Raw genomic sequence first — 23,951 nt, forward strand, 5'->3', positions numbered from 1 at the left:
CCATGGTTGACATCAACGCAAAGATTTCCAAGGGCATGCTCGGCACGAAGCTCGGCATGACCCAGGTGTGGAACGAGAACGGGAAGCTCATCCCCGTGACCGTCATCGAGCTGGCTCCGAACGTGGTCACCCAGGTTCGCACCCCCGAGAAGGACGGCTACAACGCCATCCAGATCGCCTACGGCCAGATCGACCCCCGCAAGGTCAACAAGCCGCTGACCGCCCACTTCGAGGCAGCCGGCGTCACCCCGCGTCGCCACGTCACCGAGATCCGCACCGCGGATGCCGCTGACTACTCGCTCGGCCAGGAGCTCACGCTCGACGGCGTGTTCGAGGCAGGCCAGCTGGTCGACGTCGTCGGCACCAGCAAGGGCAAGGGCACCGCCGGTGTCATGAAGCGTCACAACTTCGCCGGCGTCTCGGCCTCCCACGGTGCGCACCGCAACCACCGCAAGCCCGGCTCGATCGGCGCCTCGTCGACCCCGAGCCGCGTGTTCAAGGGCATGCGCATGGCCGGCCGCATGGGTGGCGAGCGCGTGACCGTCCTCAACCTCACGGTGCACGCCATCGACGCCGAGAAGGGACTCATGCTCGTCAAGGGCGCCGTCCCCGGTGCGCGTGGTCGTATCGTGTACGTCCGCAACGCAGTGAAGGGTGCCTGATCTCATGGCTGACTCCACTCTGGCAATCGACGTCCTGTCGGTCGACGGCAAGAAGGCCGGCTCTGTCGAGCTGCCCGCCTCGATCTTCGACGTCGAGACCAACGTCCCGCTGATCCACCAGGTCGTCGTCGCGCAGCTCGCCGCCGCGCGTCAGGGCACCCACGCCACGAAGACTCGTGGCGACGTGTCCGGCTCCGGCAGCAAGCCCTTCAAGCAGAAGGGCACGGGTAACGCCCGTCAGGGCTCGATCCGCATGCCGCAGCACCGCGGTGGTGGCACGGTCCACGGCCCGCAGCCGCGTGACTACTCGCAGCGCACCCCCAAGAAGATGATCGCCGCCGCCCTCCGTGGCGCGCTGAGCGACCGTCTGCGCGGCGAGCGTCTGCACGCGGTCGAGGCCTTCGTCGCCGACAGCACTCCTTCGACCAAGGCTGCGGCCGGCCTGCTGGCCTCCGTCGCTCCGTCGAAGAACGTGCTGGTCGTCATCGAGCGCTCCGACGAGCTGACCACGAAGAGCGTGCGCAACCTCGCGAACGTTCACCTGATCAGCTTCGACCAGCTGAACGCCTACGACGTCGTCGTCTCCGACGACATCGTCTTCACCAAGGCCGCACTCGAGGGCTTCATCGCCTCGAAGACGGGCGCGACCGCAGAGGAGGTCTCGGCATGACCGAGCAGAACGTTCTCGCCACGGCCCTGAACAAGGACCCGCGCGACATCATTCTCGGACCGGTCGTGTCCGAGAAGAGCTACAGCCTGATCGACGAGGGCAAGTACACCTTCCTCGTCGACCCGCGCGCCTCGAAGACCGAGATCAAGCTCGCCATCGAGAAGATCTTCGGCGTCAAGGTGGCCTCGGTCAACACGATCAACCGCGTCGGCAAGGCCCGCCGCACCCGCTTCGGCACCGGCAAGCGCAAGGACACCAAGCGCGCGATCGTGGCTCTGAAGTCGGGTTCCATCGACATCTTCACGGCAGTCGGCTGACCGGGGGATAAGGACAGATAATGGCTATTCGCAAGTACAAGCCCACGACCCCGGGTCGCCGCGGTTCGTCGGTGGCTGACTTCGCCGAGATCACCCGATCGACGCCTGAGAAGTCGCTGCTGCGCCCGCTCTCGAAGACCGGTGGTCGCAACAACCAGGGCCGCATCACGACCCGTCACATCGGTGGTGGCCACAAGCGCCAGTACCGTGTCATCGACTTCCGTCGCAATGACAAGGACGGCATCAACGCCAAGGTCGCGCACATCGAGTACGACCCCAACCGCACCGCGCGCATCGCGCTGCTGCACTACTTCGACGGCGAGAAGCGCTACATCCTCGCCCCGAACAAGCTGAAGCAGGGCGACGTCGTCGAGTCGGGTGCCGGCGCTGACATCAAGCCCGGCAACAACCTGCCGCTGAAGAACATCCCCACCGGTACCGTGATCCACGCCATCGAGCTGCGTCCCGGCGGCGGAGCGAAGATGGCTCGTTCGGCCGGCGCCTCGGTGCGCCTGGTCGCGAAGGACGGCCCCTACGCCCAGCTGCGTCTGCCCTCGGGCGAGATCCGCAACGTCGATGCGCGCTGCCGCGCGACCATCGGCGAGGTCGGCAACGCCGAGCAGTCGAACATCAACTGGGGCAAGGCCGGCCGCAAGCGCTGGAAGGGCGTCCGCCCGACCGTCCGCGGTGTCGCCATGAACCCGGTCGACCACCCGCACGGTGGTGGTGAGGGCAAGACCTCCGGTGGTCGTCACCCGGTTTCCCCGTGGGGTCAGGCTGAGGGTCGTACCCGTCACGCCAACAAGGAAAGTGACAAGTACATCGTCCGCCGCCGCAACGCTGGCAAGAAGCGCAAGTAGGAGTAGAGGAAGATGCCACGCAGTCTCAAGAAGGGCCCCTTCGTCGACGAGCACCTGCTTCGCAAGGTGGTCGGACAGAACGAGTCCGGTACGAAGAACGTCATCAAGACCTGGTCGCGTCGCTCGATGATCATCCCCGCAATGCTGGGACACACCATCGCCGTGCACGACGGTCGCAAGCACATCCCTGTGTTCGTGACCGAGACCATGGTCGGCCACAAGCTGGGCGAGTTCGCGCCCACCCGCACCTTCCGCGGCCACGAGAAGGACGACAAGAAGGGCCGTCGCCGCTGACGCGGTGACGCTCTGGACAGAAACAGAGGAGGAGAACAATGGTGGAATCCATCGCACGCGTCAAGCACATTCGCGTGACCCCTCAGAAGGCTCGTCGTGTCGTCGCGCTCATCAAGGGCAAGCAGGCGCAGGAAGCACTGGCCATTCTGAAGTTCGCACCGCAGGGTGCCAGCGAGCCGATCTACAAGCTCGTGCACTCCGCCATCGCCAACGCGTCGGTCAAGGCCGACCGTGACGGCGAATTCCTGGACGAGCAGGACCTGTACGTGAAGAACGCGTACGTCGACGAGGGCACCACGCTCAAGCGTTTCCGCCCCCGTGCTCAGGGTCGTGCCTCGCAGATCAAGAAGCGCACGAGCCACATCACGGTCGTGCTGGCCACCCCGGAGGCCGCTGACGCGGCCGCACCGGCGGCCAAGACGAAGAAGGCGAGCAAGTAATGGGCCAGAAGGTCAACCCGTACGGCTTCCGCCTCGGCATCACCACGGACCACGTGTCGCGTTGGTTCTCGGACTCGACGAAGCCGGGCCAGCGTTACGCCGACTACGTCGCCGAGGACATCAAGATCCGTCGTCTGCTGCAGACGCAGCTCGACCGCGCCGGCGTCTCGAACATCGAGATCGAGCGCACCCGCGACCGCGTGCGTGTGGACATCCACACCGCGCGTCCGGGCATCGTCATCGGCCGCCGTGGCGCCGAGGCCGAGCGCATCCGCGGTGACCTCGAGAAGCTCACCGGCAAGCAGATCCAGCTGAACATCCTCGAGGTCAAGAACCCCGAAGCCGACGCTCAGCTCGTCGCGCAGGGCATCGCCGAGCAGCTCTCTGCTCGTGTGGCGTTCCGTCGCGCGATGCGCAAGGGTCTGCAGGGCGCTCAGCGCGCCGGCGCCAAGGGCATCCGCATCCAGGTCTCCGGCCGCCTCGGCGGCGCGGAGATGAGCCGCTCGGAGTTCTACCGCGAGGGTCGTGTGCCGCTGCACACGCTGCGCGCGAACATCGACTACGGCTTCTACGAGGCGAAGACCACCTTCGGCCGCATCGGCGTGAAGGTCTGGATCTACAAGGGCGACCTCACCAACAAGGAGCTTGCTCGCGAGCAGGCCAACCAGAAGCCTTCGCGCGAGCGTGGCGACCGTCGTGGCCCCCGTGGCGACCGCGGTGACCGTCGCAACGAGGCTCCCGTCGCAGAAGGAGCGTCTGCCTGATGCTTATCCCTCGCAAGGTCAAGTACCGCAAGCAGCACCACCCGAAGCGTTCGGGCCAGGCCACCGGTGGCACCAAGGTGTCGTTCGGTGAGTTCGGCATCCAGGCGCTGACCCCCGCCTACGTGACCAACCGTCAGATCGAGTCCGCTCGTATCGCGATGACCCGTCACATCAAGCGTGGTGGAAAGGTGTGGATCAACATCTACCCCGACCGCCCGCTCACCAAGAAGCCCGCTGAGACCCGCATGGGTTCGGGTAAGGGCTCGCCCGAGTGGTGGGTCGCCAACGTCAAGCCGGGCCGCGTCCTCTTCGAGGTCGCGGGCGTCAGCGAGGAACTCGCTCGCGAGGCGCTCACCCGGGCCATTCACAAGCTGCCGCTCAAGGCACGCATCATCAAGCGCGAGGAGGGCGACGCGTAATGGCGATCGGCACCAAGGAGCTCGCACCGAGCGAGCTCGACACGTTCGAAGACCAGCGCCTCGTCGAGGAGCTGCGCAAGGCCAAGGAGGAGCTGTTCAACCTCCGTTTCCAGTCGGCCACCGGCCAGCTGGAGAGCCACGGCCGCATCCGCGCCGTCAAGCGCGACATCGCGCGCCTTTACACCGTGATCCGCGAGCGCGAGCTGGGCATCCGTGCGACGCCCGCTCCGGTCGAGGCTCCGGCCAAGAAGGCGTCCAAGGCGAAGGCGAAGAAGGCCGACGAGGCTGAGGCGCCGAAGGAGGAGGCCGAGTAATGGCTGAGAAGAAGGCTGCTGACGCCGTCGAGCACGGCGAGCACGACGTCCGCGACGCAGACGCGCGCGGATACCGCAAGTCGCGCCGTGGCTACGTCGTCAGCGACAAGATGGACAAGACCATCGTCGTCGAGGTCGAGGACCGCGTGAAGCACCCGCTTTACGGCAAGGTCATCCGCGTCACCTCGAAGGTCAAGGCGCACGACGAGAACAACACCGCCGGCATCGGCGACCTCGTTCTCATCAACGAGACCCGCCCGCTGAGCGCCACCAAGCGCTGGCGTCTGGTGGAGATCCTGGAGAAGGCAAAGTGATCCAGACCGAGTCCCGCGTCAAGGTCGCCGACAACACCGGCGCCAAGGAGCTGCTCACAATCCGCGTTCTCGGTGGTTCCAGCCGCCGCTACGCCGGTCTGGGCGACACCATCGTCGCGACCGTCAAGGACGCGATCCCCGGCGGCAACGTCAAGAAGGGCGATGTGGTCAAGGCCGTCATCGTCCGCACCGTCAAGTCGACGCGTCGTCCCGACGGTTCGTACATCAAGTTCGACGAGAACGCCGCCGTGATCCTGAAGAACGACGGGGAGCCCCGCGGCACCCGCATCTTCGGACCGGTCGGTCGTGAGCTTCGCGACAAGAAGTTCATGAAGATCGTCTCGCTCGCCCCGGAGGTCATCTGATCATGGCGAAAATCAAGAAGGGTGACCTGGTTCAGGTCATCAGCGGCCGCAAGCAGGACAAGGGCGGCGACCGCGGCAAGCAGGGCAAGGTCCTCGAGGTCCTCGTCGGGCAGAACCGCGTCGTCGTGGAGGGTGTCAACTTCGTCACCCGCCACAGCCGTGTCGGCCAGACCCAGCGCGGCACCAAGACCGGTGGCATCGAGACCGTCGAGGCCCCGATCCACATCTCCAACGTCGCTCTCGTCGACCCCTCGACCAAGAAGCCGACCCGCGTCGGCCACCGCGTCGAGGAGCAGGTCAAGGACGGCGTGAAGCGCACGGTCCGCGTGCGCTACGCGAAGAAGTCAGGTAAGGACCTCTGATGGCAACGGCAACTGCTGCTGAGACTGGCAAGACCCAGCCTCGCCTGAAGCAGAAGTACAACACCGAGATCAAGAAGGCTCTGCAGGAGCAGTTCGGCTACGCGAACGTCATGCAGATCCCCGGCCTGGTGAAGGTCGTCGTCAACACCGGTGTCGGTGAGGCGGCTCGTGACTCCAAGGTGATCGAGGGCGCCATCGACGACCTCACCAAGATCACCGGTCAGAAGCCGATCGTCACCAAGGCCCGCAAGTCCATCGCGCAGTTCAAGCTGCGCGAGGGCCAGGCCATCGGTGCGCACGTCACCCTCCGTGGCGACCGTGCGTGGGAGTTCGTCGACCGCCTCGTCAACCTGGCGCTGCCGCGCATCCGCGACTTCCGCGGTCTGTCGGCCGACCAGTTCGACGGCAACGGCAACTACACCTTCGGTCTCCAGGAGCAGAGCGTGTTCCACGAGATCGACCAGGACAAGATCGACCGCGTCCGCGGCTTCGACATCACCGTGGTCACGACGGCCAAGACGGACGACGAGGGTCGCGCACTCCTGCGCGCGCTCGGCTTCCCGTTCAAGGCCGCCGACGCCCCCGCCTGATCGAAGCGCCGCGCGCTTCGGGATGCGGGGAGGGATGCTGCACGGCATCCCTCCCCGCATCCCGTACAATTGAAGATTGTGCGTCCGCTCGGGCGCGACTCTCATCGAAGGCCGTCTGCCGTGTAACGGCAGCCGGAACCTCATGATCGAAGGAAACCAGATATGACGATGACAGACCCGGTCGCAGACATGCTGACCCGTCTGCGCAACGCGAACTCGGCCCACCACGACTCCGTGACCATGCCGTCGAGCAAGCTCAAGACGAACATCGCCGAGATCCTCCAGCAGGAGGGCTACATCGCCGGCTTCGAGGTCACCGACGCCCGCGTCGGCAGCAACCTCACCCTCTCGCTCAAGTACGGTCCCAACCGTGAGCGCTCCATCGCCGGCATCAAGCGCGTGTCGAAGCCCGGTCTGCGCGTCTACGCGAAGTCGACCGAGCTGCCCAAGGTCCTCGGCGGCCTGGGCGTTGCCATCCTGTCCACCTCCTCCGGTCTCCTCACCGACCGTCAGGCTGAGCAGAAGGGCGTGGGCGGAGAAGTTCTCGCCTACGTGTGGTGATCTGACATGTCGCGAATCGGACGACTTCCCATCGACATCCCCTCCGGCGTGACCGTCTCGGTCGACGGCCGCGAGGTCGCAGTCAAGGGCCCCAAGGGCGAGCTGTCGCTCACCCTGGCCAACCCCATCGAGGTCACGGTCGAGGAGAACCAGGTTCTCGTCACCCGCCCGGACGACGAGCGCGAGTCGCGCTCGCTGCACGGTCTGACCCGTACCCTCATCAGCAACAACATCATCGGCGTCACCCAGGGCTACACCAAGGGTCTCGAGGTCGTCGGCACCGGTTACCGCGTGCAGCAGAAGGGCAACTCGATCGAGTTCGCTCTCGGCTTCTCGCACCCGGTCCTGGTCGACCCGCCCGCAGGCATCACCCTGACGGTCGAGGGCACCAACAAGGTGACCGTGAGTGGCATCGACAAGCAGGCTGTCGGCGAGGCCGCTGCCAACATCCGCAAGATCCGCAAGCCCGAGCCGTACAAGGGCAAGGGTGTGCGCTACGCCGGCGAGGTCGTGCGTCGCAAGGCCGGAAAGGCTGGTAAGTAACCATGGCTGTCAAGTCCAAGTCCGCCGCCCGCGCGCGTCGCCACGCACGTCTTCGCAAGAAGATCGTCGGCTCCGACGTCCGCCCGCGTCTCGTCGTCAACCGCTCCGCGCGCCACGTGTTCGTGCAGCTCGTCGACGACGCCAAGGGCCACACGGTGGCTTCCGCTTCCACGCTCGAGACCGAGCTGCGCTCCTTCGACGGTGACAAGACCGCCAAGGCCCGCAAGGTCGGCGAGCTCGTCGCTGAGCGCGCGAAGGCCGCCGGCGTTTCCGAGGCAGTGTTCGACCGTGGCGGCAACCGCTACGCCGGTCGTGTCGCAGCCATCGCCGAAGGCGCCCGTGAAGGGGGGCTGGCACTGTGAGTGACATCAAGGAGAACGAAGTGACCGAAACCGCTCCTGCCGAGGCTCAGGCCGAGCCGCAGCGTGAGCAGCGCGACAACCGCCGCGGCGGTCGCGACCGTGGCCAGAGCCGCGACCGCAACTCGCGCGACCGCGGGGACAACCAGTTCCTGGAGCGCGTCGTCACCATCAACCGCGTCTCGAAGGTCGTGAAGGGTGGTCGTCGCTTCAGCTTCACCGCTCTCGTGGTCGTCGGTGACGGCAACGGTCTGGTCGGCGTCGGCTACGGCAAGGCCCGCGAGGTCCCCCTGGCGATCTCGAAGGGCGTCGAAGAGGCCAAGCGCAACTTCTTCCGCGTTCCGCGCGTCGGCTCGACCATCCCGCACCCCGTGCAGGGTGAGGCCGCCGCAGGTGTGGTGCTGCTTCGTCCGGCCGCTGCCGGTACGGGTGTCATCGCCGGCGGTCCGGTTCGCGCCGTGCTCGAGTGCGCGGGCATCCACGACGTCCTGTCGAAGTCGCTCGGCTCGTCGAACACGATCAACATCGTGCACGCCACGGTCGAGGCGCTCAAGGGCCTCGAGGAGCCGCGCGCCGTCGCCGCCCGTCGTGGTCTCGACTACGACGCCGTCGTGCCGGAGATCATCATCCGCAACGAGGCGAAGGCCGCTGCCGCCGCCGCAGCGCAGAAGGTAGGTGCCTGATGGCTGAGCGCCTCAAGGTCACGCAGATCAAGTCCAAGGTGAGCGAGAAGCAGAACCAGCGCGACACGCTGCGTTCGCTCGGTCTCAAGCGGATCGGCGACTCGGTCGTTCGTCCCGACGACGCTCAGACCCGCGGCTACGTCCGCGCCGTCGCGCACCTCGTCAAGGTTGAGGAGATCGACTAATGGCTGAGAAGAACGAAACCGTCGAGGCCGAGAAGGCCCCGAAGTCCGCCGCCAAGAAGCCGGCTGCCGCCAAGGCCGCTCCGGCCAAGGCTGCCGACAAGAAGGCTCCGGCCAAGAAGGATGCCGAGGCTCCGGCCGCGCGTCCGTCTGTCCTGAAGGTGCACCACCTGCGTCCGGTCCCCGGCGCTCACACCGCAAAGACCCGTGTCGGTCGCGGTGAGGGCTCGAAGGGCAAGACGGCCGGTCGTGGAACCAAGGGCACCAAAGCGCGCAACACCGTGCGCGCCGGCTTCGAGGGTGGGCAGATGCCGCTGCACATGCGCACCCCGAAGCTGCGCGGGTTCAAGAACCCGTTCCGCGTCGAGTACCAGGTCGTGAACCTGGCCAAGCTCGCGGAGCTGTACCCGCAGGGTGGCGATGTCACCGTCAGCGACCTGGTCGCCAAGGGTGCCGTGCGCAAGAACGAGAAGGTCAAGGTCCTCGGCGACGGCGACATCTCGGTCAAGCTGACCGTGTCGGTCGACAAGGTCTCCGGCAGCGCCGAGCAGAAGATCGTCGCCGCCGGCGGTTCGGTCAACTGATCAGGCTGCAGTGAACGCTGGGAGGGGTCGGAGATTATCCGGCCCCTCCTTTGCGTTACCCTGGACTTTCGGCCGTCCTTCCACGTTCGGCAATCCCTTCAGGAGGAACGCCCTTGTTTAGCGCCATCGCGCGAATCTTCCGCACGCCTGACCTGCGGCAGAAGATCCTTTTCACCATCGGCATCATTGCTCTGTACCGTCTGGGCTCGAACGTGCCGGCTCCTTTCGTGAACTTCCCGAACGTCGAGCAGTGCCTCGCGGCCAACGCCGGCACCGACGGACTGCTCGGACTGGTCAACCTCTTCTCCGGCGGTGCGCTGCTGCAGCTGTCGATCTTCGCCCTCGGCGTGATGCCCTACATCACCGCGACGATCATCACGCAGCTGCTGCGCGTCGTCATCCCGCACTTCGAGACCCTCCACCAGGAGGGCCAGGCGGGCCAGAGCAAGCTCACCCAGTACACCCGCTACCTCACGATCGCGCTCGCACTGCTGCAGTCGGCGACCGTGGTGACCGTGGCGCGCAGCGGGCAGCTGTTCGGTCAGACCGACGTCGCAGCCTGCAACAATCTGCTGACCAACGACGTGTGGTGGGCGCAGGCGCTCATCATCATCGCGATGACCGCGGGAACCGGTCTGATCATGTGGATGGCCGAGCTCGTCACCGAGCGCGGCATCGGCAACGGCATGTCGCTGCTCATCTTCACCTCCATCGCCGCCACCTTCCCGTCGTCGATGTGGGCGATCTGGGAGGCGAAGGGCTTCGAGACGTTCCTGCTGGTGATGATCATCGGCATCGTCGTGATGTCGCTGATCGTGTACGTCGAGCAGTCGCAGCGCCGCGTGCCCGTGCAGTACGCCAAGCGCATGGTCGGCCGCCGCACCTACGGGGGCACGAACACGTACATCCCGATCAAGGTCAACATGGCGGGTGTGATCCCGATCATCTTCGCCTCGTCGCTGCTGTACGTGCCGATGCTCGTCGCGCAGTTCAACACCCCTGCCGACGGCAGCGAGCCGCCCGCGTGGGTGGCGTGGATCCTGGCGAACATGGCATCCGGCGACCAGCCGCTGTACATGGCCGCGTACTTCCTGCTGATCATCGGCTTCACGTACTTCTACGTCGCGATCACGTTCAACCCGGTCGAGGTCGCCGACAACATGAAGAAGTACGGCGGGTTCATCCCCGGCATCCGCGCCGGGCGTCCGACCGCGGAGTACCTCGACTACGTCATCACCCGCATCACGTTCCCCGGTTCGCTCTACCTGGGCCTCGTCGCGCTGATTCCGCTGATCGCGCTGGCGACGGTGCAGGCCAACCAGAACTTCCCGTTCGGTGGCGCCTCGATCCTCATCATCGTGGGTGTCGGCCTCGAGACGGTGAAGCAGATCGACGCGCAGCTGCAGCAGCGCCACTACGAAGGGCTCCTCCGATGACACTTCGACAGGCTCAGGACGACCTCGCTTCCGCTCGTCTTCTGATCGTCGGCCCGCAGGGCTCCGGCAAGGGCACCCAGGGCATCCGCGTCGCCGAGGCGCTGAACATCCCCGTCGTGTCGACCGGCGACATCTTCCGCGCCAACATCAAGGAGGGCACCGAGCTGGGGCAGAAGGTCACCGCGATCCTCGACGCCGGCGACCTGGTGCCCGACGAGCTGACCAGCGAGATCGTCCGCGACCGCCTGTCGCAGGACGACGCGCAGGGCGGCTTCCTGCTCGACGGCTACCCCCGCAACACCGCGCAGGTGCATCACCTCGACGCGTTCCTCGGCGAGCACGACGCGTCGCTCGACGCGGTCATCCTGCTCGACGTGCCCCGCGCGGAGAGCATCGCGCGCCTCAGCCTGCGTGCTGTGGAGCAGGGCCGCTCCGATGACACGGATGAGGCCATCGCGCACCGTCTCGACATCTACGAGCACGAGACCGCTCCGATCATCTCGGTGTACGAGGAGCGCGGCATCGTCGATCGCATCGACGGCGTCGGCTCCCTCGACGAGATCACGGCGCGCATCTCGGCTGCCCTCGCCGCGCGCGGCATCGCGCAGCTGGTCTGACCTGTCGATGTTCCGCAAGTCGATCTACAAGACGCCCGCCCAGCTGCGCTCGATGCTCGAGCCGGGGCTGATCACCGCCGCGGCTCTCGACGCGATCCGTCCGCTGGTGCGGGCGGGGGTGACGACCGCGGAGCTGGATGCCGTGGCCGAGCGCACCATCCTCGATCGCGGTGCGGAATCGAACTTCCAGCTCGTGCGCGGGTATCGCCACACGACGTGCATCTCGGTCAACGAGCAGGTCGTGCACGGCATCCCTGGTGACCGGGTGCTCGAGCCGGGCGACATCGTCTCGATCGACTGCGGCGCCCAGTTCAAGGGCTGGAACGGCGACAGCGCGGTGACCTTCGTGGTTCCCGATGCGTCCCGGCCGGAGCTCGTGGCGCGCCGGGAGGAGCTCTCCCGGGTCACCGAGGGGTCGATGTGGGCGGGCATCGCCGCCATGGCATCCGCATCCCATCTCGGCGACCTCGGAGCGGCCATCCAGGACTACATCGAGGCGCAGGGACCCTCAGAGGTGTCGGGGGAGACCTACGGCATCCTGCGCGAGTACGTCGGGCACGGCATCGGGCGCAAGATGCACGAGGCGCCCAGCGTGTTCAACTACCGCACTCCCGATGCCGGGGCCGAGATCCGCCCCGGGCTCGTGCTCGCCATCGAGCCGATGGTCACGGCCGGGGGAGAGGCGACGTTCATCGAGGACGACGACTGGACGGTCTCGACGATCGACGGCTCCGACGGATCGCACTGGGAGCACAGCGTGGCTCGTCACGAGGGCGGCATCTGGGTGCTCACCGCGCCCGACGGCGGCGCCGCCGGCCTCGCGCCCTTCGGCGTGACCCCCGTCCCCATCCCGTAGCCCCCGAACCCTGTCGGCTCGGGGCCCGGCTTCGCGTCGCCGACTGGGCTGAGAAACCACTTCTCGCGTGGGAAACCACATCCAGCGTGGGAAACCACCTCTCAAGTGGTTTCTCGCGCTCGATATGGTTTCTCGCGCGGCCGGGATTTGAGGCTGGCCAGCTTCGCCGTCTTGCGCGGATGCTTGAGAGGCACACCAGCCGCACGCAGCGCCGTGACGAGCGGCGTGATCTTCCAGACATCGCTCAGGTCCCAACGCGCGAAGGCATGTCCATGTCGCCGCAGCCTGTCCTCTCTGCGCTTCTCGTTTCGCAGGTGCTGCTCCGCCTTCCTCGGGTCGTCGAAGTCATACTTCCCCCACCCGTCCGCTTCACCTATGGCGCCCACCGAGGGGAACAGGAAGTCGACGCGGTCATCTTCGCCCTCATAGTGGAACTCCCGCTGCAGCTCCGGATGCTCGAAACCGCACCAGCCGATGACAGCTCGGCTCACGCTCTCCGCCGGAGACTCCGCACGATCATCGGCGTGGTCGAGTACCCAGTTCATCCGACCGCGGCCGCGCCGGTTCCGTTGTGACAGCCCGAGATCCCGCATCCCCCTGACGCTGGTGAACCCCTGCTGCTTGGGCGAGATGGCCGCGTCGGCGACCGCGAGCCCCTGCGCGAGGGGGAGCACGCGCATCAGGTCTATGGCGGTGTCGACTGGAGAGGTGGTCAGCACGCCGCGGACGTCGCCGACCGCACGCGGGTCTGCGCCGGTGTGCACCGCGACGTTGCCGAAGCGCCGGGACGCCGAGCGGTCCGCGTCGTAGACGTGGATGTCTTTGGGTTCGTTGAAGTAGGGCAGCCCGAGCAGCACGGCGGCGGACTCGAGGCAGAGGACGGCGTCGGGATGCTTGCGGACGAACGCGTGGACCCGGACGGCGTATCGCTGCCAACCGGGAAGCTTCTCGTACGCCGCGCGTGCGACGTAGATCCCGGCGCGCACGCGTGCGTACTGTCGCACGCCGAGGCCGATGCCGAGCATCCGCGCCTCCGACGCCGTCAGAAGAGCGAGTGGCGACTGATTGATCGCTCGGTGGTCGAGGGTGATGGTCATACGACTCGAGGATGCCTGGTTGGCTCTGGCCGCGCAGACGAATCCGGCGATCTGTGGAGCATTCGGACGGAAGCGCTGGCTGTGCAGGGTGAGTGCGGCCGAAGCAGAAACCCCTTCGTGCGTGAGAAACCTCTTCCTGCGTGAGAACCCACCGCTGCGCTGGTTTCTCATGCGGAATCTGGTTTCTCGCGCTGGATCTGGTTTATGGGGCAGGGGAGGCGGCGGAGGAGGGGGAGGCGGAGGGGGGCGGCCACCGGCAGGCGGCTCGCCGAAAGGAAGGGCGGAAGGCCGAAGGGCCCGCCGCCCGGGGGCTCACATGGCAGGCATAGCGTGCGCGGGGGAGAATGGACGCGACAATTTTGTGCTGAAGATCGGACTGTCATGGCCCACGCCCAGAGCAAGCCCAACTGGTTCGCCATCGGAATCTCCGCCGCCGTCGTCATCGTGCTTGTCGCGCTGGGCGCGGTCGTCGTCTGGTTGAACAACCAGGCCACCGACGCGGGGCCGGCTCCGAAGGGCGAGATCGTCAACTCCGAGACCGGGGCCATCAGCTTCGGCGAGGGCGAGGACGTCGTCTCGACCTACATCGACTTCATGTGCCCGGCGTGCAACTCGTTCGAGCAGGCGTACGGCCAGCAGCTGCAGGAGGCCGCAGCGTCCGACCAGCTGACCCTCGAGGTGCACCCGATCGCGATCCTCGACCACCTCTCGCAGGGTACGGACTACTCGTCACGCGCAGCGGCGGCCATGTACTGCGTCGCCGAGAACAACCCCGACAAGGCGCTCGACTTCATGAACGCGCTGTTCGCGAACCAGCCTCAGGAGAACTCGACCGGCCTGACCGACGATCAGCTGAAGGAGATCGCCGACCAGGTGGGCGCCGACAAGGCGGCGGAGTGCATCGACGACGGCACCTACCTGAAGTACGGCGCCGCGCAGGCCAAGGCGCACGAGATCACGGGCACTCCGACGGTCGAGATCAACGGCAAACGTCTCGACATCAGCGAGATCAACACCGAGCTCCCCAAGGTGCTGCCCTGATCGAGCCGGGCTTCATTTGCCGCAGGGCCGCCAAGGGTATATCTTAGTTCTTTGGTGCCTTGTGCCTTGTTCCGGCGTGTCCGAACAGGTCGCACCACACTCATCACCCACCCACCGCAGATCGACCGATCTGCAGAAGCGTCAGCGAGGCTATGGCTAAGAAAGACGGTGTCATCGAGATCGAGGGCGTCATTTCCGAGGCGCTGCCCAACGCGATGTTCCGCGTTGAGCTCAGCAACGGACACAAGGTGCTCGCCACGATCTCCGGAAAGATGCGGCAGAACTACATCCGCATCATCCCCGAGGACCGCGTGGTCGTGGAGCTCTCGCCCTACGATCTGACCCGCGGTCGGATCGTCTACCGCTACCGCTGATCGGTCGAGAAGTAACACCCCAGGCGTTCCCGCCTGCCCGGTGAAGACAGCGAACAGGAAACATCATGAAGGTCAACCCCAGCGTCAAGCCCATCTGCGACCACTGCCGCGTGATCCGTCGTCACGGTCGCGTCATGGTCATCTGCAAGTCGAACCCGCGTCACAAGCAGCGCCAGGGCTGAGCAGGGGTCGGGCCACGTGCTTCGGTATCGGGCCCGGCAGCTGAAGAACTGAACATCGAAAACAGGCAGCATCGGATGCCGCGGCTCGCCCCTCACGGGCGATCGCGGCGGACACCTCGGGGCGGAGGCCCGGGACCGGATGCTGCTCCACACCTCCACAACACTCCAGGAGAACCGCATGGCACGTCTTGCCGGCGTTGACATCCCGCGCGACAAGCGCGTGGTGATCGCCCTCACCTACATCTACGGCATCGGCCGCACCCGCTCCGTCGAGATCCTTCAGGCGACCGAGATCGACGAGTCGATCCGCGTCAAGGACCTCACCGACGAGCAGCTCATCGCACTGCGCGATCACATCGAAGGCAATTACAAGGTGGAGGGTGACCTGCGCCGCGAGGTCGCCGCCGACATCCGCCGCAAGGTCGAGATCGGCTCCTACGAGGGTCTGCGTCACCGCCGCGGCCTTCCGGTCCGCGGTCAGCGCACCAAGACCAACGCGCGTACCCGCAAGGGCCCGAAGCGCACCGTCGCCGGCAAGAAGAAGGCCCGCTAAGCGGCCAGGGAATAGGAGAACACTTTCATGGCTGCACCCAAGGCCGCCGCGCGCAAGCCGCGCCGCAAGGAAAAGAAGAACATCGCGCTGGGCCAGGCCCACATCAAGTCGACGTTCAACAACACCATCGTCTCGATCACCGACCCGTCCGGCGCTGTCATCAGCTGGGCCTCGTCGGGTGGCGTGGGCTTCAAGGGCTCGCGCAAGTCGACGCCGTACGCCGCCGGCATGGCCGCGGAGTCCGCTGCCCGCCAGGCGGCAGAGCACGGCGTCAAGAAGGTCGACGTCTTCGTGAAGGGTCCGGGCTCCGGCCGCGAGACCGCGATCCGCTCGCTGCAGGCCGCCGGCCTCGAGGTGGGGTCCATCCAGGACGTCACGCCTCAGGCCCACAACGGCTGCCGCCCGCCGAAGCGCCGTCGCGTCTGATCTCGCAGTCTGCCCTTCCTGAGCCCACGCGGCACGGGAGGGGCAGACTCGCCCCCAGATTCCCCACAACTTCAGACCTCACCCCACACATGTCATATAGCGGGCATGTGATCGAAAGGAACACATAGTGCTCATCGCACAGCGTCCCACTCTCACCGAGGAGAAGATCTCCGAGAACCGCAGCCGGTTCGTCATCGAGCCGCTGGAGCCCGGTTTCGGATACACGATCGGCAACGCGCTGCGTCGCAGCCTGCTCTCGTCGATCCCCGGCGCATCGGTCACCACCATTCGCATCGACGGCGTGCTGCACGAGTTCAGCACGATCCCCGGTGTGAAGGAGGACGTGACCGAGATCATCCTCAACATCAAGCAGCTGGTCGTCTCCAGCGAGCGCGACGAGCCCATCACCGCGTACCTGCGCAAGACGGGCGCCGGCGAGGTCACCGCAGCCGACATCTCCGCTCCGGCGGGTGTCGAGGTGCACAACCCCGACCTGGTCATCGCGACGCTCAACGACACCGCTCGCTTCGAGCTCGAGCTGACCATCGAGCGCGGCCGCGGCTACGTCTCGGCCGCTCAGAACCGCAACGAGTACGCTGAGGCCGGCCAGATCCCGGTCGACTCGATCTACTCGCCGGTGCTCAAGGTCAGCTACCGCGTCGACGCCACCCGTGCCGGTGAGCGCACCGACTTCGACAAGCTCGTGCTGGACGTCGAGACCAAGTCCTCGATCCTCCCGCGCGACGCCGTCGCCTCCGCAGCCAAGACCCTCACCGAGCTGTTCGGCCTCGCCCGCGAGCTGAACGTCGAGGCCGAGGGCATCGAGATCGGCCCCGCGCCGGTCGAGGCTGTGCTCTCCAGCGAGCTCTCCATGCCGATCGAGGACCTCGATCTGTCGGTTCGCTCGTACAACTGCCTCAAGCGCGAGGGCATCAACACCGTCTCGGAGCTGGTCGCCCTTTCCGAGACGCAGCTGATGAACATCCGCAATTTCGGACAGAAGTCGGTCGACGAGGTGCGCGACAAGCTCGTCTCGCTCGGTCTGTCGCTGAAGGATTCGGTGCCCGGTTTCGACGGCGCCCACTTCTACAGCGCAGGCGAAGACGAGTCCTTCTGAAACCCGACATCTTTCTGACCAGGAGCTAGACGATTATGCCCAAGCCCACCAAGGGTCCCCGCCTCGGAGGCGGCCCCGCACACGAGCGCCTTCTTCTCGCGAACCTCGCGGCAGCGCTCTTCACCCACAAGTCGATCAAGACGACCGAGACCAAGGCGAAGCGCCTGCGTCCGCTGGCCGAGCGCCTGATCACGCTCGGCAAGCGCGGCGACCTGCACGCGCGTCGTCGTGCGCTCACGGTGCTGCGCACCAACAAGGACGCCGCGCACGTGCTGTTCAACGAGATCGCGCCGCTGGTCGCCGACCGTCAGGGTGGCTACACCCGCATCACGAAGATCGGCAACCGCAAGGGCGACAACGCCCCGATGGCCGTGATCGAGCTCGTCCTCGAGCCCGTCACCCCGAAGAAGAAGGCCGCTGCGAAGCCGGCCGTCAAGGCCGAGGCCCCCAAGGCCGAGAAGGTCGAGGAGGCTCCCGTCGAGGAGACCACCGAGGCTCCGGTCGAGGCCGCTGAGGAGACCACCGAGGCTCCCGCCGAGGAGAAGTCCGAGTAAGTCCTCTCTTCTGCACAAGAAGCCCGTCGTCCCTTCCGGGGCGGCGGGCTTCTTCGCGCAGGTGCGCAGTCGCGCAGCGGGCCGTGAACAGGGTCAGCCGCGGTCTCGCATCCGCAGATCCTTGCGCAGGATCTTCCCGGATGCCGATTTCGGGATGGCGTCGATGAACTCCACCTGCCGCACCTTCTCGTGCGGTGCGACCCTCGCCGCCACGAACGTCATGACGTCCTCCGCGGTGAGCGCGGCATCCTTCTGCGGCACGACGAACGCCTTCGGCACCTCCTGTCCGTCGTCGTCGTTCGCGCCGATCACCGCGGCGTCGGCGACCAGCGGATGCTCGAGCAGCACCGCCTCGAGCACCGCCGGCGCCACCTGGTACCCCTTGTACTTGATCAGCTCCTTGAGGCGGTCGACGATCCGGAACATCCCGTCCGCCGACACGGTCGCGATGTCTCCTGTGTGCAGCCAGCCGTCGGCATCCAGCATCTCCGCCGTGGCATCCGGACGATTCAGGTAGCCGACCATGACCTGCGGGCCGCGCACCCACAGCTCGCCGGCAGCGCTGTCGCCCTCCGCGGGGACCGCGAGATCGGCGCCCGTCTCGGGATCGACGATCCGGGCCTCGGTGTTCGGCACCAGCGGGCCGATCGACGACTTGTCGATCTCGGGTCGACCCGCCGGTATCAGGTTCACGGCGGGGCTGGTCTCGGTCATCCCGTATCCCTGCACCACCTCGCAGCCGAGGCGGGTCGCGACCGCGGCGGCCAGTGCGCCGTCGAGCGGAGCGGCGCCCGAGAAGATCACCTTGACGGCCGACAGGTCGTACTGGTCGACGACCGGATGCTTCGCCAGCGCGACGGCGATGGGCGGCGCGACGAACACCCAGGTGGTGCGGTGCTCGGCGATGATGCGCAGGAACTCGGGGAGGTCGAACCTCGGCATGGTGACGAGCCCGGCCCGTTGCCGCAGCGCGAAGTTGAGCAGCACGGTCATGCCGTAGATGTGGAAGAACGGCAGCACTGCCAGCACCCGGTCGGTGTGGTCGACGTCGAGCAGGGGGCGGCACTGGGCGACATTGGCCACGAGGTTGCGGTGCGTGAGCATCACGCCCTTCGGTCGCCCCGTCGTGCCCGAGGAGTAGGGGAGCACGGCGAGGTGGGTGGCCGGGTCGAACGTCACGTCGGGAGCAGGGTGGCCCTCGCCGAGCAGGTCGCGCAGGCTGGGATGCCCGTCAGCGCCGTCGAGCACGATGAGGTGGTCATCGGCGATGCCGCGCTGCGCTGCGGCTGCCTTGGCGCCGGCGAGCAGCGGCGACACCGTCACGAGCCACTCCGCGCCCGCGTCGTCGAGCTGGTTCGCGATCTCGTCGGGGGTGTACAGGGAGTTGATGGTGGTGGCGGTCGCCCCCGCGCGCAGGATGCCGTGGAACACCGTGGCGAATGCCGGCACGTTCGGGCAGAGCACGCCCACTCGGTCGCCGACGGCGATCCCCCGTGCGGCGAGAGCGCCTGCGAACAGACCGATCTGTGCGACCAGCTGGCGGTACGTCGTCTCGGCACCTGTCGTGCCGTCGACGATCGCGACGGCGTCCAGTGTCGTCTCGTCGAGCTCGGAGAACAGGTAGTCGTAGATCGTCACGGCCGGGATGTGCACGTCGGCCAGAGGGCTGCGAAGCATGTGATCTCCTTCGATCAGAGCGGGCGGCTTGTGAGCGTCAGTCTCGCACGGGCTGAGACACCGTCTCAATGGTCCGGAATCGAGTGCGGATCGTGACGCCCGGCCCCGGCGATAGTCTGAACTGCGTGAATGCAGAGCACCAGGCCATCACCCGAGGGCCGCGCGCCTACCTCTCCTTCATCGGCATCGGCCTCCTGGCCGGTCTGCTCTCGGGGCTGTTCGGCGTCGGGGGCGGCACGGTGATCGTGCCGCTGCTGGTGCTGCTGCTCAGCTTCGGACAGCGCATCTCCGCGGGCACGTCGCTGGCAGCCATCGTTCCTACCGCGAGCGTCGGGGTGATCTCGTATGCGATCTCGGGCTCCGTGGCCTGGATCCCCGCGCTCATCCTCGCCGCCGGCGCCGTGGTGGGCGCGCAGATCGGCTCGCGTCTTCTGCCGCGGGTCTCGCAGAACGCGCTGCGGTGGGGATTCGTCGTGTTCCTCATCGTCGTGATCGTGAGTCTGTTCCTGGTCATCCCCTCCCGCGCCGCCGAGTTCGAGCTCGGCTGGCTCAACGGCGTCGCGCTGGTCGCCGTCGGCGTGGTCACCGGCGTCATCGCCGGGCTGATCGGCGTCGGCGGGGGAGTGATCATCGTCCCCGTGCTCATGCTCGGCTTCGGCACGAGCGACCTGGTCGCCAAGGGAACCTCGCTGCTGATGATGATCCCCACGGCGGTCTCCGGAACCATCGGCAACCTGCGTCACCGCAACGTCGATCTGGTCGCGGCGGCCCTGATCGGCGTCTCCGCGTGCACGACGACCGCGCTCGGCGCCTGGCTCGCCACGCGGATCGACCCGTTCGCGGGCAACATCCTGTTCGCCGCGTATCTCGTCGTGATCGCCGTGCAGATGGCGCTGAAGGCGCTGCGGTCGCGCCGGCGCTGACGCGTGTGCACGGCGCCCAGCAGGGTGCGGATCGGGCTGCCGGGTAGGATCGGGGGGTGCCCGTGAACAGTGAACTGGTCGGCAGGGAGTTCCCGCCGACAGACCCGTACCTCGTCGGCCGCGAGAAGGTGCGCGAGTTCGCGCGCGCCGTCTTCGCCGACGCCCCGCAGCACATCGACGTCGATGCGGCTCGCGCAGCGGGCTACTCCGACCTCGTCGCTCCGCCGACCTTCCCGATGGTGATCCAGGATCTCACTCTGCAGCAGCTGCTCTCCGAGCCCGACTCCGGCATCGTCCTGGCGCGCACGATCCACGCCGAGCAGCGGTTCCAGTACTCCCGGCCGATCGTGGCCGGCGATGAGCTGACCGCCCAGCTGGCCGTCACGGGCATCCGCTCGCTGGGCGGCAACGCGATGATCACGAGCGAGGCGAGCATCACCGACGCGGCGGGCGAGCACGTCGTCACGGCGGTCAGCGTGCTGCTGGTCGGCTCCGACAGCGAAGGGGAGACCGCGTGATGGCCGAGTTCACCGTCGGCGATGTCATCGCCGAGCGCACCCTGCATCTGACCCGCGAGTCCCTCGTGCGCTACGCCGGGGCATCCGGAGACTTCAACCCGATCCACTACCGCGACGACATCGCCGCCGCCGTCGGCCTGCCCGGTGTGCTCGCGCACGGGATGCTGACCATGGGCATCGCGTCGTCCGTCGTCCTCTCGGCTCTGCCGGCCGACACGCGGGTCGTCGACTACGGGGTCCGGTTCACCAAGCCGGTCGTCGTCGACGCCGAGACGGGGGCCGACGTGCACATCGTCGCCAAGGTGGCCGCGGTCGACGAGACCGCGGCGCGCATCGACCTCACCGTGAAGGCGGCCGGGACGACCGTGCTCGTCAAGGCTCAGCTCCGGGTCGCGCTCTGACATGGCAACCGCCGACGTGATCGAGATCCCGCCTATCGCCCTGCGCGAGCTCACCACCCTGCGCACCGGCGCCGCCCCGCAGCGGATGCTCGAGGCGCGCACGCGCGAGCAGCTGCTCGCTGCGCTGCAGGACGTCTGGGCGACCGGCGACGACTGGTTCGTGCTCGGGGGCGGATCGAACCTGTTCGTCGGCGATGCGCCCTTCGAGGGCGCGGTGATCCGTGTGCTCACCGAGGGCATCGAAGAGCTCCCCTCTCCGCATGCCGGCCGCGTCCGTCTGCGCGTGCAGGCCGGGCACAGCTGGGACGCCCTGGTCGCGTACGCCGTCGACCGCGGGTACGCCGGCATCGAGGCGATGAGCGGGATCCCCGGCACGGTCGGGGCCGCGCCCGTGCAGAACGTGGGCGCATACGGGCAGGAGATCCAGGAGACCCTCGTCGAGGTCGAGCTGATCGACGAGCACGAAGATGCCCCGACGATACTCCCCGCGGCCGAACTCGGCCTGGGTTTTCGCACCTCCGTGCTCAAGCATCACTACGGAGAGGCGGAGGGCCGCCGCGCTGTCATCGTCTCGGTGACCCTCGATCTCGCCGTCACCGGCGACGCCGGCCGGGTGGTGCGCGGCGAGCAGCTGCGTCGAGCACTGGGCCTCGAGGACTACGAGGCCGTCCCCCTCGCGTGGGTGCGCTCGCGGATCCTCGAGACGCGTGCGGCGAAGGGCATGCTGCTCGACGCCGACGACCCGGACACGTGGAGCGCCGGCTCGTTCTTCCAGAATGCGATCGTGCCGGAGACCGTGGCGCGGAGTCTGCCGCCGGAGTGCCCGCGCTGGCCCGTGGAGCCCGACCTCGACTCGGTCACCGTCATCCCGCTGGACTCGTACCACGGACTCGCGCCGCGCGAGGAGAAGCCCCTCGCCTCGGTGAAGGTCAGCGCCGCGTGGCTCATCGAGAACTCCGGCATCCGCAGGGGCTTCCGTCTGCCGCAGTCGCGCGCAGGGCTGTCGACCAAGCACGCGCTCGCGCTCAGCAACAGGGGCGGCGCGACCGCTGCGGAGCTGAGCGAGCTGGCCAGGTTCATCCAGAGCCGTGTGCACGCCGAGTTCGGCCTGCTGCTGCAGCCCGAGCCGGTGCTCGTCGGGGTGGACCTGTAGATCGAACGGGGCACCGCGCGTACACTCGCCGGATGGCCGGACTGATCCCGTATCTGCTCTTCCCCGGCAGCGCCGCAGAGGCGCTGTCGTTCTACGCATCGGTGTTCGGCGGTGAGACGCGGCTGTTCACCTATGCCGAGGCGGGGCGCGCCGACGGTCCCGGCGACGCGATCGCGCATGGCATGCTCGACGGCCCGATCGAGCTGGCGGGGGCGGATGCCGCGGCCGGCGAGAGCACGGTGTCGGTGAACGGCATGTTCTTCTCGCTTCTGGGTGCGGCGGAGCCTGAGACGCTCGCGGCGTGGTTCGACGCGCTCGCCGAGGGCGGCAGCATCATCGACCCGCTGCAGAAGCGCCCGTGGGGCGACCACGACGGCACGCTCGTCGACCGCTTCGGCGTGCCCTGGCTCATCGGATACCAGGGCTGACGGCAGACCCCGGTATCGAGTGTCGAGTAGCCGGTGATCGACCTCAGGCCGAGAACAGGCGCTGCATGCGCTGCACGCCCTCGAGCAGCTGGTCATCGCCCAGGGCGTACGACAGGCGCAGGTAGCCGGACGGACCGAATGCCTCGCCGGGCACGACCGCCACCTCGGCCTCGTCGAGGATGAAGTCGGCGAGCTCCAGCGAGGTGCTCGGCGTCACCGTGCTGCCGTCGCGCCGGGTCCAGGCGCGACCGAGCAGGCCCTGCACGTCCGGGTAGACGTAGAACGCACCGGTCGGGGTGGGCACGACCATGCCGTCGATCTTCGACAGCTCCGCCACGATCAGCTTGCGCCGGCGGTCGAACGCCTCGCGCATCTTCTCGGCCTCGTCCTGCGGACCGTTCAGGGCGGCGATCGCGCCGCGCTGGGCGACGTTGTTCACGTTGCTCGACAGGTGCGACTGCAGGTTCGCGGCGACCTTGATGGCGTCCGCGGGGCCGACCATCCAGCCGACCCGCCATCCGGTCATGGCGTAGGTCTTCGCGACGCCGTTGACGAGGATCGTCTGGTTCGCGATCTCGGGCAGCGCCTCGACGATGGAGGTGGCCTTGACCCCCTCGTAGGTGAGGTTCTGGTAGATCTCGTCGCTGATCACCCAGATGCCGTGCTCGAGCGCCCACTCGGCGATCGCCTTCGTCTCCTCAGCCGTGTAGACCGACCCGGTCGGGTTCGACGGGGAGACGAACACGAGAACAGTGGTGCGCTCGGTTCGGGCGGCCTCGAGCTGCGCGACGGTGACCTTGTACTCCTGGTCGGCGCCGGCGAAGACCTCGACCGGCACGCCGTCGGCCAGCTGAATGGCCTCCGGGTACGTGGTCCAGTACGGCGCCGGCAGCAGCACCTCGTCGCCCGGGTTCACGACCGCTTGGAACGCCTGGTACACCGACTGCTTGCCGCCGTTGGTGACGATGACCTGGCTGGGCGAGACCTTCAGACCCGAGTCGCGCAGCGTCTTCGCGGCGATCGCCTCGCGCAGCTCGGGCAGACCCGCGGCGGGGGTGTAACGGTAGTTGGCCGGGTCGGCGAGAGCGGTCGCGGCCGCGTCGACGATGAACTGCGGAGTCGCGAAGTCGGGCTCCCCGGCAGCGTACGAGATCACGGGCTTGCCCTCGGCTTTGAGGGCCTTGGCCTTGGCATCCACCTTCAGAGTGGCGGACTCGGCGATGGCGGACAGTTTGCGGGAGAGCGGGGCGCGTTCGGTCACGACTCCGATCGTACTCGGGGCCGAAGGCCCCGATCGGTCTGAGGCAGGACGAGA

37 protein-coding genes are annotated in these 23,951 nt (G+C 67.3%); 34 read left to right on the plus strand and 3 right to left on the minus strand.

What is annotated here, in order from left to right; genetic code table 11:
- Positions 1-2 precede the first annotated feature (2 nt).
- From rplC to map, 22 genes are all read left to right on the plus strand, one after another.
- Positions 3-662: a 50S ribosomal protein L3 gene (gene rplC, locus H9633_RS08380; protein WP_071640288.1), complete on the plus strand. Its 660-nt coding sequence runs from the start codon at positions 3-5 to the stop codon at positions 660-662.
- Positions 663-666: 4 nt separating this feature from the next.
- Positions 667-1,332 (plus strand): 50S ribosomal protein L4, encoded by a 666-nt coding sequence (gene rplD, locus H9633_RS08385; RefSeq protein WP_071640286.1) that lies wholly within the window; start codon positions 667-669, stop codon positions 1,330-1,332.
- Positions 1,329-1,649 carry a 50S ribosomal protein L23 gene (rplW, locus tag H9633_RS08390; protein ID WP_071640284.1) on the plus strand — a complete coding sequence of 107 codons (321 nt, stop codon included), beginning with the start codon at positions 1,329-1,331 and terminating at the stop codon, positions 1,647-1,649. The genes rplD and rplW overlap by 4 nt, the downstream gene beginning before the upstream one ends.
- 20 nt (positions 1,650-1,669) lie before the next feature.
- Complete coding sequence (gene rplB / locus H9633_RS08395; protein ID WP_071640282.1) at positions 1,670-2,509, plus strand: 50S ribosomal protein L2; 840 nt, start codon at positions 1,670-1,672, stop codon at positions 2,507-2,509.
- Positions 2,510-2,521: 12 nt separating this feature from the next.
- The gene (rpsS, locus tag H9633_RS08400; protein ID WP_071640280.1) at positions 2,522-2,803 is read left to right on the plus strand and encodes a 30S ribosomal protein S19; all 282 of its coding nucleotides are present in this window, start codon (positions 2,522-2,524) and stop codon (positions 2,801-2,803) included.
- Between the two features lie 38 nt (positions 2,804-2,841).
- Positions 2,842-3,243: a 50S ribosomal protein L22 gene (rplV, locus tag H9633_RS08405; protein ID WP_071640278.1), complete on the plus strand. Its 402-nt coding sequence runs from the start codon at positions 2,842-2,844 to the stop codon at positions 3,241-3,243.
- Positions 3,243-4,007 (plus strand): 30S ribosomal protein S3, encoded by a 765-nt coding sequence (gene rpsC, locus H9633_RS08410; RefSeq protein WP_071640276.1) that lies wholly within the window; start codon positions 3,243-3,245, stop codon positions 4,005-4,007. The genes rplV and rpsC overlap by 1 nt, the downstream gene beginning before the upstream one ends.
- Positions 4,007-4,426, plus strand: coding sequence for a 50S ribosomal protein L16 (rplP, locus tag H9633_RS08415; RefSeq protein ID WP_071640274.1), 420 nt, complete (start codon positions 4,007-4,009; stop codon positions 4,424-4,426). Before rpsC ends, rplP begins: the two co-directional genes overlap by 1 nt.
- A complete protein-coding gene (rpmC, locus tag H9633_RS08420; RefSeq protein WP_071640272.1) occupies positions 4,426-4,740 on the plus strand; it encodes a 50S ribosomal protein L29 in 315 nt (104 codons plus the stop codon). The genes rplP and rpmC overlap by 1 nt, the downstream gene beginning before the upstream one ends.
- The gene (gene rpsQ / locus H9633_RS08425; protein ID WP_071640270.1) at positions 4,740-5,054 is read left to right on the plus strand and encodes a 30S ribosomal protein S17; all 315 of its coding nucleotides are present in this window, start codon (positions 4,740-4,742) and stop codon (positions 5,052-5,054) included. The genes rpmC and rpsQ overlap by 1 nt, the downstream gene beginning before the upstream one ends.
- A complete protein-coding gene (rplN, locus tag H9633_RS08430) occupies positions 5,051-5,419 on the plus strand; it encodes a 50S ribosomal protein L14 (RefSeq protein ID WP_071640267.1) in 369 nt (122 codons plus the stop codon). The genes rpsQ and rplN overlap by 4 nt, the downstream gene beginning before the upstream one ends.
- 2 nt (positions 5,420-5,421) lie before the next feature.
- Complete coding sequence (gene rplX, locus H9633_RS08435; protein ID WP_191712775.1) at positions 5,422-5,781, plus strand: 50S ribosomal protein L24; 360 nt, start codon at positions 5,422-5,424, stop codon at positions 5,779-5,781.
- Positions 5,781-6,371 carry a 50S ribosomal protein L5 gene (gene rplE / locus H9633_RS08440; RefSeq protein WP_071640263.1) on the plus strand — a complete coding sequence of 197 codons (591 nt, stop codon included), beginning with the start codon at positions 5,781-5,783 and terminating at the stop codon, positions 6,369-6,371. Before rplX ends, rplE begins: the two co-directional genes overlap by 1 nt.
- 162 nt (positions 6,372-6,533) lie before the next feature.
- On the plus strand, positions 6,534-6,932 hold the full coding sequence (rpsH, locus tag H9633_RS08445; protein WP_071640261.1) for a 30S ribosomal protein S8: 399 nt from the start codon (positions 6,534-6,536) through the stop codon (positions 6,930-6,932).
- A 6-nt stretch (positions 6,933-6,938) separates the two neighbouring features.
- The gene (gene rplF / locus H9633_RS08450; protein ID WP_071640259.1) at positions 6,939-7,475 is read left to right on the plus strand and encodes a 50S ribosomal protein L6; all 537 of its coding nucleotides are present in this window, start codon (positions 6,939-6,941) and stop codon (positions 7,473-7,475) included.
- 2 nt (positions 7,476-7,477) lie between these two features.
- On the plus strand, positions 7,478-7,837 hold the full coding sequence (rplR, locus tag H9633_RS08455; RefSeq protein ID WP_071640257.1) for a 50S ribosomal protein L18: 360 nt from the start codon (positions 7,478-7,480) through the stop codon (positions 7,835-7,837).
- Complete coding sequence (rpsE, locus tag H9633_RS13160; RefSeq protein ID WP_071640255.1) at positions 7,834-8,517, plus strand: 30S ribosomal protein S5; 684 nt, start codon at positions 7,834-7,836, stop codon at positions 8,515-8,517. Before rplR ends, rpsE begins: the two co-directional genes overlap by 4 nt.
- Positions 8,517-8,702: a 50S ribosomal protein L30 gene (gene rpmD / locus H9633_RS08465; RefSeq protein ID WP_071640253.1), complete on the plus strand. Its 186-nt coding sequence runs from the start codon at positions 8,517-8,519 to the stop codon at positions 8,700-8,702. The genes rpsE and rpmD overlap by 1 nt, the downstream gene beginning before the upstream one ends.
- Positions 8,702-9,283 (plus strand): 50S ribosomal protein L15, encoded by a 582-nt coding sequence (gene rplO, locus H9633_RS08470; protein WP_083428546.1) that lies wholly within the window; start codon positions 8,702-8,704, stop codon positions 9,281-9,283. Before rpmD ends, rplO begins: the two co-directional genes overlap by 1 nt.
- 113 nt (positions 9,284-9,396) lie before the next feature.
- Positions 9,397-10,719 (plus strand): preprotein translocase subunit SecY, encoded by a 1,323-nt coding sequence (gene secY, locus H9633_RS08475; protein WP_071640251.1) that lies wholly within the window; start codon positions 9,397-9,399, stop codon positions 10,717-10,719.
- Positions 10,716-11,336, plus strand: a complete 621-nt coding sequence (locus H9633_RS08480; RefSeq protein WP_191712776.1) for an adenylate kinase — start codon at positions 10,716-10,718, stop codon at positions 11,334-11,336. The genes secY and H9633_RS08480 overlap by 4 nt, the downstream gene beginning before the upstream one ends.
- A 7-nt stretch (positions 11,337-11,343) precedes the next feature.
- The gene (map, locus tag H9633_RS08485) at positions 11,344-12,192 is read left to right on the plus strand and encodes a type I methionyl aminopeptidase (RefSeq protein ID WP_191712777.1); all 849 of its coding nucleotides are present in this window, start codon (positions 11,344-11,346) and stop codon (positions 12,190-12,192) included.
- Positions 12,193-12,293: 101 nt separating this feature from the next.
- Here map and H9633_RS08490 read toward each other — a convergent pair whose 3' ends face one another.
- Positions 12,294-13,289, minus strand: a complete 996-nt coding sequence (locus tag H9633_RS08490; protein ID WP_191712778.1) for a hypothetical protein — start codon at positions 13,287-13,289, stop codon at positions 12,294-12,296.
- 381 nt (positions 13,290-13,670) lie between these two features.
- Between H9633_RS08490 and H9633_RS08495 the strand changes: the two genes are divergently transcribed.
- The 7 genes from H9633_RS08495 (at position 13,671) to rplQ (ending at position 17,536) form a co-directional block, all read left to right on the plus strand.
- Positions 13,671-14,330, plus strand: a complete 660-nt coding sequence (locus H9633_RS08495) for a DsbA family protein (RefSeq protein WP_071644006.1) — start codon at positions 13,671-13,673, stop codon at positions 14,328-14,330.
- 152 nt (positions 14,331-14,482) lie between these two features.
- On the plus strand, positions 14,483-14,704 hold the full coding sequence (gene infA, locus H9633_RS08500; protein WP_017201569.1) for a translation initiation factor IF-1: 222 nt from the start codon (positions 14,483-14,485) through the stop codon (positions 14,702-14,704).
- 65 nt (positions 14,705-14,769) lie between these two features.
- Positions 14,770-14,886 (plus strand): 50S ribosomal protein L36, encoded by a 117-nt coding sequence (rpmJ, locus tag H9633_RS08505; RefSeq protein WP_071644008.1) that lies wholly within the window; start codon positions 14,770-14,772, stop codon positions 14,884-14,886.
- Between the two features lie 178 nt (positions 14,887-15,064).
- Positions 15,065-15,439: a 30S ribosomal protein S13 gene (gene rpsM, locus H9633_RS08510; RefSeq protein ID WP_071644010.1), complete on the plus strand. Its 375-nt coding sequence runs from the start codon at positions 15,065-15,067 to the stop codon at positions 15,437-15,439.
- A 27-nt stretch (positions 15,440-15,466) separates the two neighbouring features.
- Positions 15,467-15,865: a 30S ribosomal protein S11 gene (gene rpsK / locus H9633_RS08515; protein WP_071644012.1), complete on the plus strand. Its 399-nt coding sequence runs from the start codon at positions 15,467-15,469 to the stop codon at positions 15,863-15,865.
- A gap of 127 nt (positions 15,866-15,992) precedes the next feature.
- Complete coding sequence (locus tag H9633_RS08520; RefSeq protein WP_071644014.1) at positions 15,993-16,982, plus strand: DNA-directed RNA polymerase subunit alpha; 990 nt, start codon at positions 15,993-15,995, stop codon at positions 16,980-16,982.
- Positions 16,983-17,017: 35 nt separating this feature from the next.
- A complete protein-coding gene (gene rplQ, locus H9633_RS08525) occupies positions 17,018-17,536 on the plus strand; it encodes a 50S ribosomal protein L17 (RefSeq protein ID WP_191712779.1) in 519 nt (172 codons plus the stop codon).
- Between the two features lie 93 nt (positions 17,537-17,629).
- Here the strand turns inward: rplQ and H9633_RS08530 are convergent, their stop codons facing one another.
- Complete coding sequence (locus H9633_RS08530; RefSeq protein WP_191712780.1) at positions 17,630-19,213, minus strand: AMP-binding protein; 1,584 nt, start codon at positions 19,211-19,213, stop codon at positions 17,630-17,632.
- A 125-nt stretch (positions 19,214-19,338) separates the two neighbouring features.
- Here H9633_RS08530 and H9633_RS08535 point away from each other — a divergent pair, with 125 nt between their 5' ends.
- The 5 genes from H9633_RS08535 to H9633_RS08555 are packed head-to-tail and all read left to right on the plus strand — an operon-like array spanning position 19,339 to position 22,636.
- Positions 19,339-20,136 carry a sulfite exporter TauE/SafE family protein gene (locus H9633_RS08535; protein WP_404802959.1) on the plus strand — a complete coding sequence of 266 codons (798 nt, stop codon included), beginning with the start codon at positions 19,339-19,341 and terminating at the stop codon, positions 20,134-20,136.
- Between the two features lie 56 nt (positions 20,137-20,192).
- Positions 20,193-20,654, plus strand: coding sequence for an FAS1-like dehydratase domain-containing protein (locus H9633_RS08540; RefSeq protein WP_191712782.1), 462 nt, complete (start codon positions 20,193-20,195; stop codon positions 20,652-20,654).
- Entirely contained in the window at positions 20,654-21,055 is a 402-nt protein-coding gene (locus H9633_RS08545; protein WP_071644022.1) for a MaoC/PaaZ C-terminal domain-containing protein, read from the plus strand. The genes H9633_RS08540 and H9633_RS08545 overlap by 1 nt, the downstream gene beginning before the upstream one ends.
- Before the next feature lie 16 nt (positions 21,056-21,071).
- Entirely contained in the window at positions 21,072-22,208 is a 1,137-nt protein-coding gene (locus tag H9633_RS08550; RefSeq protein ID WP_191712986.1) for a UDP-N-acetylmuramate dehydrogenase, read from the plus strand.
- A gap of 32 nt (positions 22,209-22,240) precedes the next feature.
- Complete coding sequence (locus H9633_RS08555; RefSeq protein WP_191712783.1) at positions 22,241-22,636, plus strand: VOC family protein; 396 nt, start codon at positions 22,241-22,243, stop codon at positions 22,634-22,636.
- A gap of 43 nt (positions 22,637-22,679) precedes the next feature.
- Here H9633_RS08555 and H9633_RS08560 read toward each other — a convergent pair whose 3' ends face one another.
- Positions 22,680-23,897 (minus strand): pyridoxal phosphate-dependent aminotransferase, encoded by a 1,218-nt coding sequence (locus H9633_RS08560; protein ID WP_071644034.1) that lies wholly within the window; start codon positions 23,895-23,897, stop codon positions 22,680-22,682.
- Positions 23,898-23,951: the final 54 nt, after the last annotated feature.

It is taken from the genome of Microbacterium commune (assembly GCF_014836945.1).
GTDB lineage: Bacteria > Actinomycetota > Actinomycetes > Actinomycetales > Microbacteriaceae > Microbacterium > Microbacterium commune.

Excerpts from the sequence above, each read along its gene's own strand:
- rpsC (WP_071640276.1), top strand. The coding sequence starts at position 3,243 with ATGGGCCAGAAGGTCAACCCGTACGGCTTCCGCCTCGGCATCACCACG.
- H9633_RS08530 (WP_191712780.1), bottom strand. The coding sequence starts at position 19,213 with ATGCTTCGCAGCCCTCTGGCCGACGTGCACATCCCGGCCGTGACGATC.
- H9633_RS08490 (WP_191712778.1), bottom strand. The coding sequence starts at position 13,289 with ATGACCATCACCCTCGACCACCGAGCGATCAATCAGTCGCCACTCGCT.
- H9633_RS08545 (WP_071644022.1), top strand. The coding sequence starts at position 20,654 with ATGGCCGAGTTCACCGTCGGCGATGTCATCGCCGAGCGCACCCTGCAT.
- H9633_RS08495 (WP_071644006.1), top strand. The coding sequence starts at position 13,671 with ATGGCCCACGCCCAGAGCAAGCCCAACTGGTTCGCCATCGGAATCTCC.
- rpsH (WP_071640261.1), top strand. The coding sequence starts at position 6,534 with ATGACGATGACAGACCCGGTCGCAGACATGCTGACCCGTCTGCGCAAC.
- rplE (WP_071640263.1), top strand. The coding sequence starts at position 5,781 with ATGGCAACGGCAACTGCTGCTGAGACTGGCAAGACCCAGCCTCGCCTG.
- rpsS (WP_071640280.1), top strand. The coding sequence starts at position 2,522 with ATGCCACGCAGTCTCAAGAAGGGCCCCTTCGTCGACGAGCACCTGCTT.
- rpmD (WP_071640253.1), top strand. The coding sequence starts at position 8,517 with ATGGCTGAGCGCCTCAAGGTCACGCAGATCAAGTCCAAGGTGAGCGAG.
- rpsK (WP_071644012.1), top strand. The coding sequence starts at position 15,467 with ATGGCTGCACCCAAGGCCGCCGCGCGCAAGCCGCGCCGCAAGGAAAAG.
- rplF (WP_071640259.1), top strand. The coding sequence starts at position 6,939 with ATGTCGCGAATCGGACGACTTCCCATCGACATCCCCTCCGGCGTGACC.
- rpmJ (WP_071644008.1), top strand. The coding sequence starts at position 14,770 with ATGAAGGTCAACCCCAGCGTCAAGCCCATCTGCGACCACTGCCGCGTG.
- rplR (WP_071640257.1), top strand. The coding sequence starts at position 7,478 with ATGGCTGTCAAGTCCAAGTCCGCCGCCCGCGCGCGTCGCCACGCACGT.
- rplC (WP_071640288.1), top strand. The coding sequence starts at position 3 with ATGGTTGACATCAACGCAAAGATTTCCAAGGGCATGCTCGGCACGAAG.
- rplX (WP_191712775.1), top strand. The coding sequence starts at position 5,422 with ATGGCGAAAATCAAGAAGGGTGACCTGGTTCAGGTCATCAGCGGCCGC.
- H9633_RS08480 (WP_191712776.1), top strand. The coding sequence starts at position 10,716 with ATGACACTTCGACAGGCTCAGGACGACCTCGCTTCCGCTCGTCTTCTG.
- rplB (WP_071640282.1), top strand. The coding sequence starts at position 1,670 with ATGGCTATTCGCAAGTACAAGCCCACGACCCCGGGTCGCCGCGGTTCG.
- rplW (WP_071640284.1), top strand. The coding sequence starts at position 1,329 with ATGACCGAGCAGAACGTTCTCGCCACGGCCCTGAACAAGGACCCGCGC.
- infA (WP_017201569.1), top strand. The coding sequence starts at position 14,483 with ATGGCTAAGAAAGACGGTGTCATCGAGATCGAGGGCGTCATTTCCGAG.
- rpmC (WP_071640272.1), top strand. The coding sequence starts at position 4,426 with ATGGCGATCGGCACCAAGGAGCTCGCACCGAGCGAGCTCGACACGTTC.
- H9633_RS08555 (WP_191712783.1), top strand. The coding sequence starts at position 22,241 with ATGGCCGGACTGATCCCGTATCTGCTCTTCCCCGGCAGCGCCGCAGAG.
- rplD (WP_071640286.1), top strand. The coding sequence starts at position 667 with ATGGCTGACTCCACTCTGGCAATCGACGTCCTGTCGGTCGACGGCAAG.
- rpsQ (WP_071640270.1), top strand. The coding sequence starts at position 4,740 with ATGGCTGAGAAGAAGGCTGCTGACGCCGTCGAGCACGGCGAGCACGAC.
- rplP (WP_071640274.1), top strand. The coding sequence starts at position 4,007 with ATGCTTATCCCTCGCAAGGTCAAGTACCGCAAGCAGCACCACCCGAAG.
- rplQ (WP_191712779.1), top strand. The coding sequence starts at position 17,018 with ATGCCCAAGCCCACCAAGGGTCCCCGCCTCGGAGGCGGCCCCGCACAC.
- map (WP_191712777.1), top strand. The coding sequence starts at position 11,344 with ATGTTCCGCAAGTCGATCTACAAGACGCCCGCCCAGCTGCGCTCGATG.
- rplV (WP_071640278.1), top strand. The coding sequence starts at position 2,842 with ATGGTGGAATCCATCGCACGCGTCAAGCACATTCGCGTGACCCCTCAG.
- rpsM (WP_071644010.1), top strand. The coding sequence starts at position 15,065 with ATGGCACGTCTTGCCGGCGTTGACATCCCGCGCGACAAGCGCGTGGTG.
- rplO (WP_083428546.1), top strand. The coding sequence starts at position 8,702 with ATGGCTGAGAAGAACGAAACCGTCGAGGCCGAGAAGGCCCCGAAGTCC.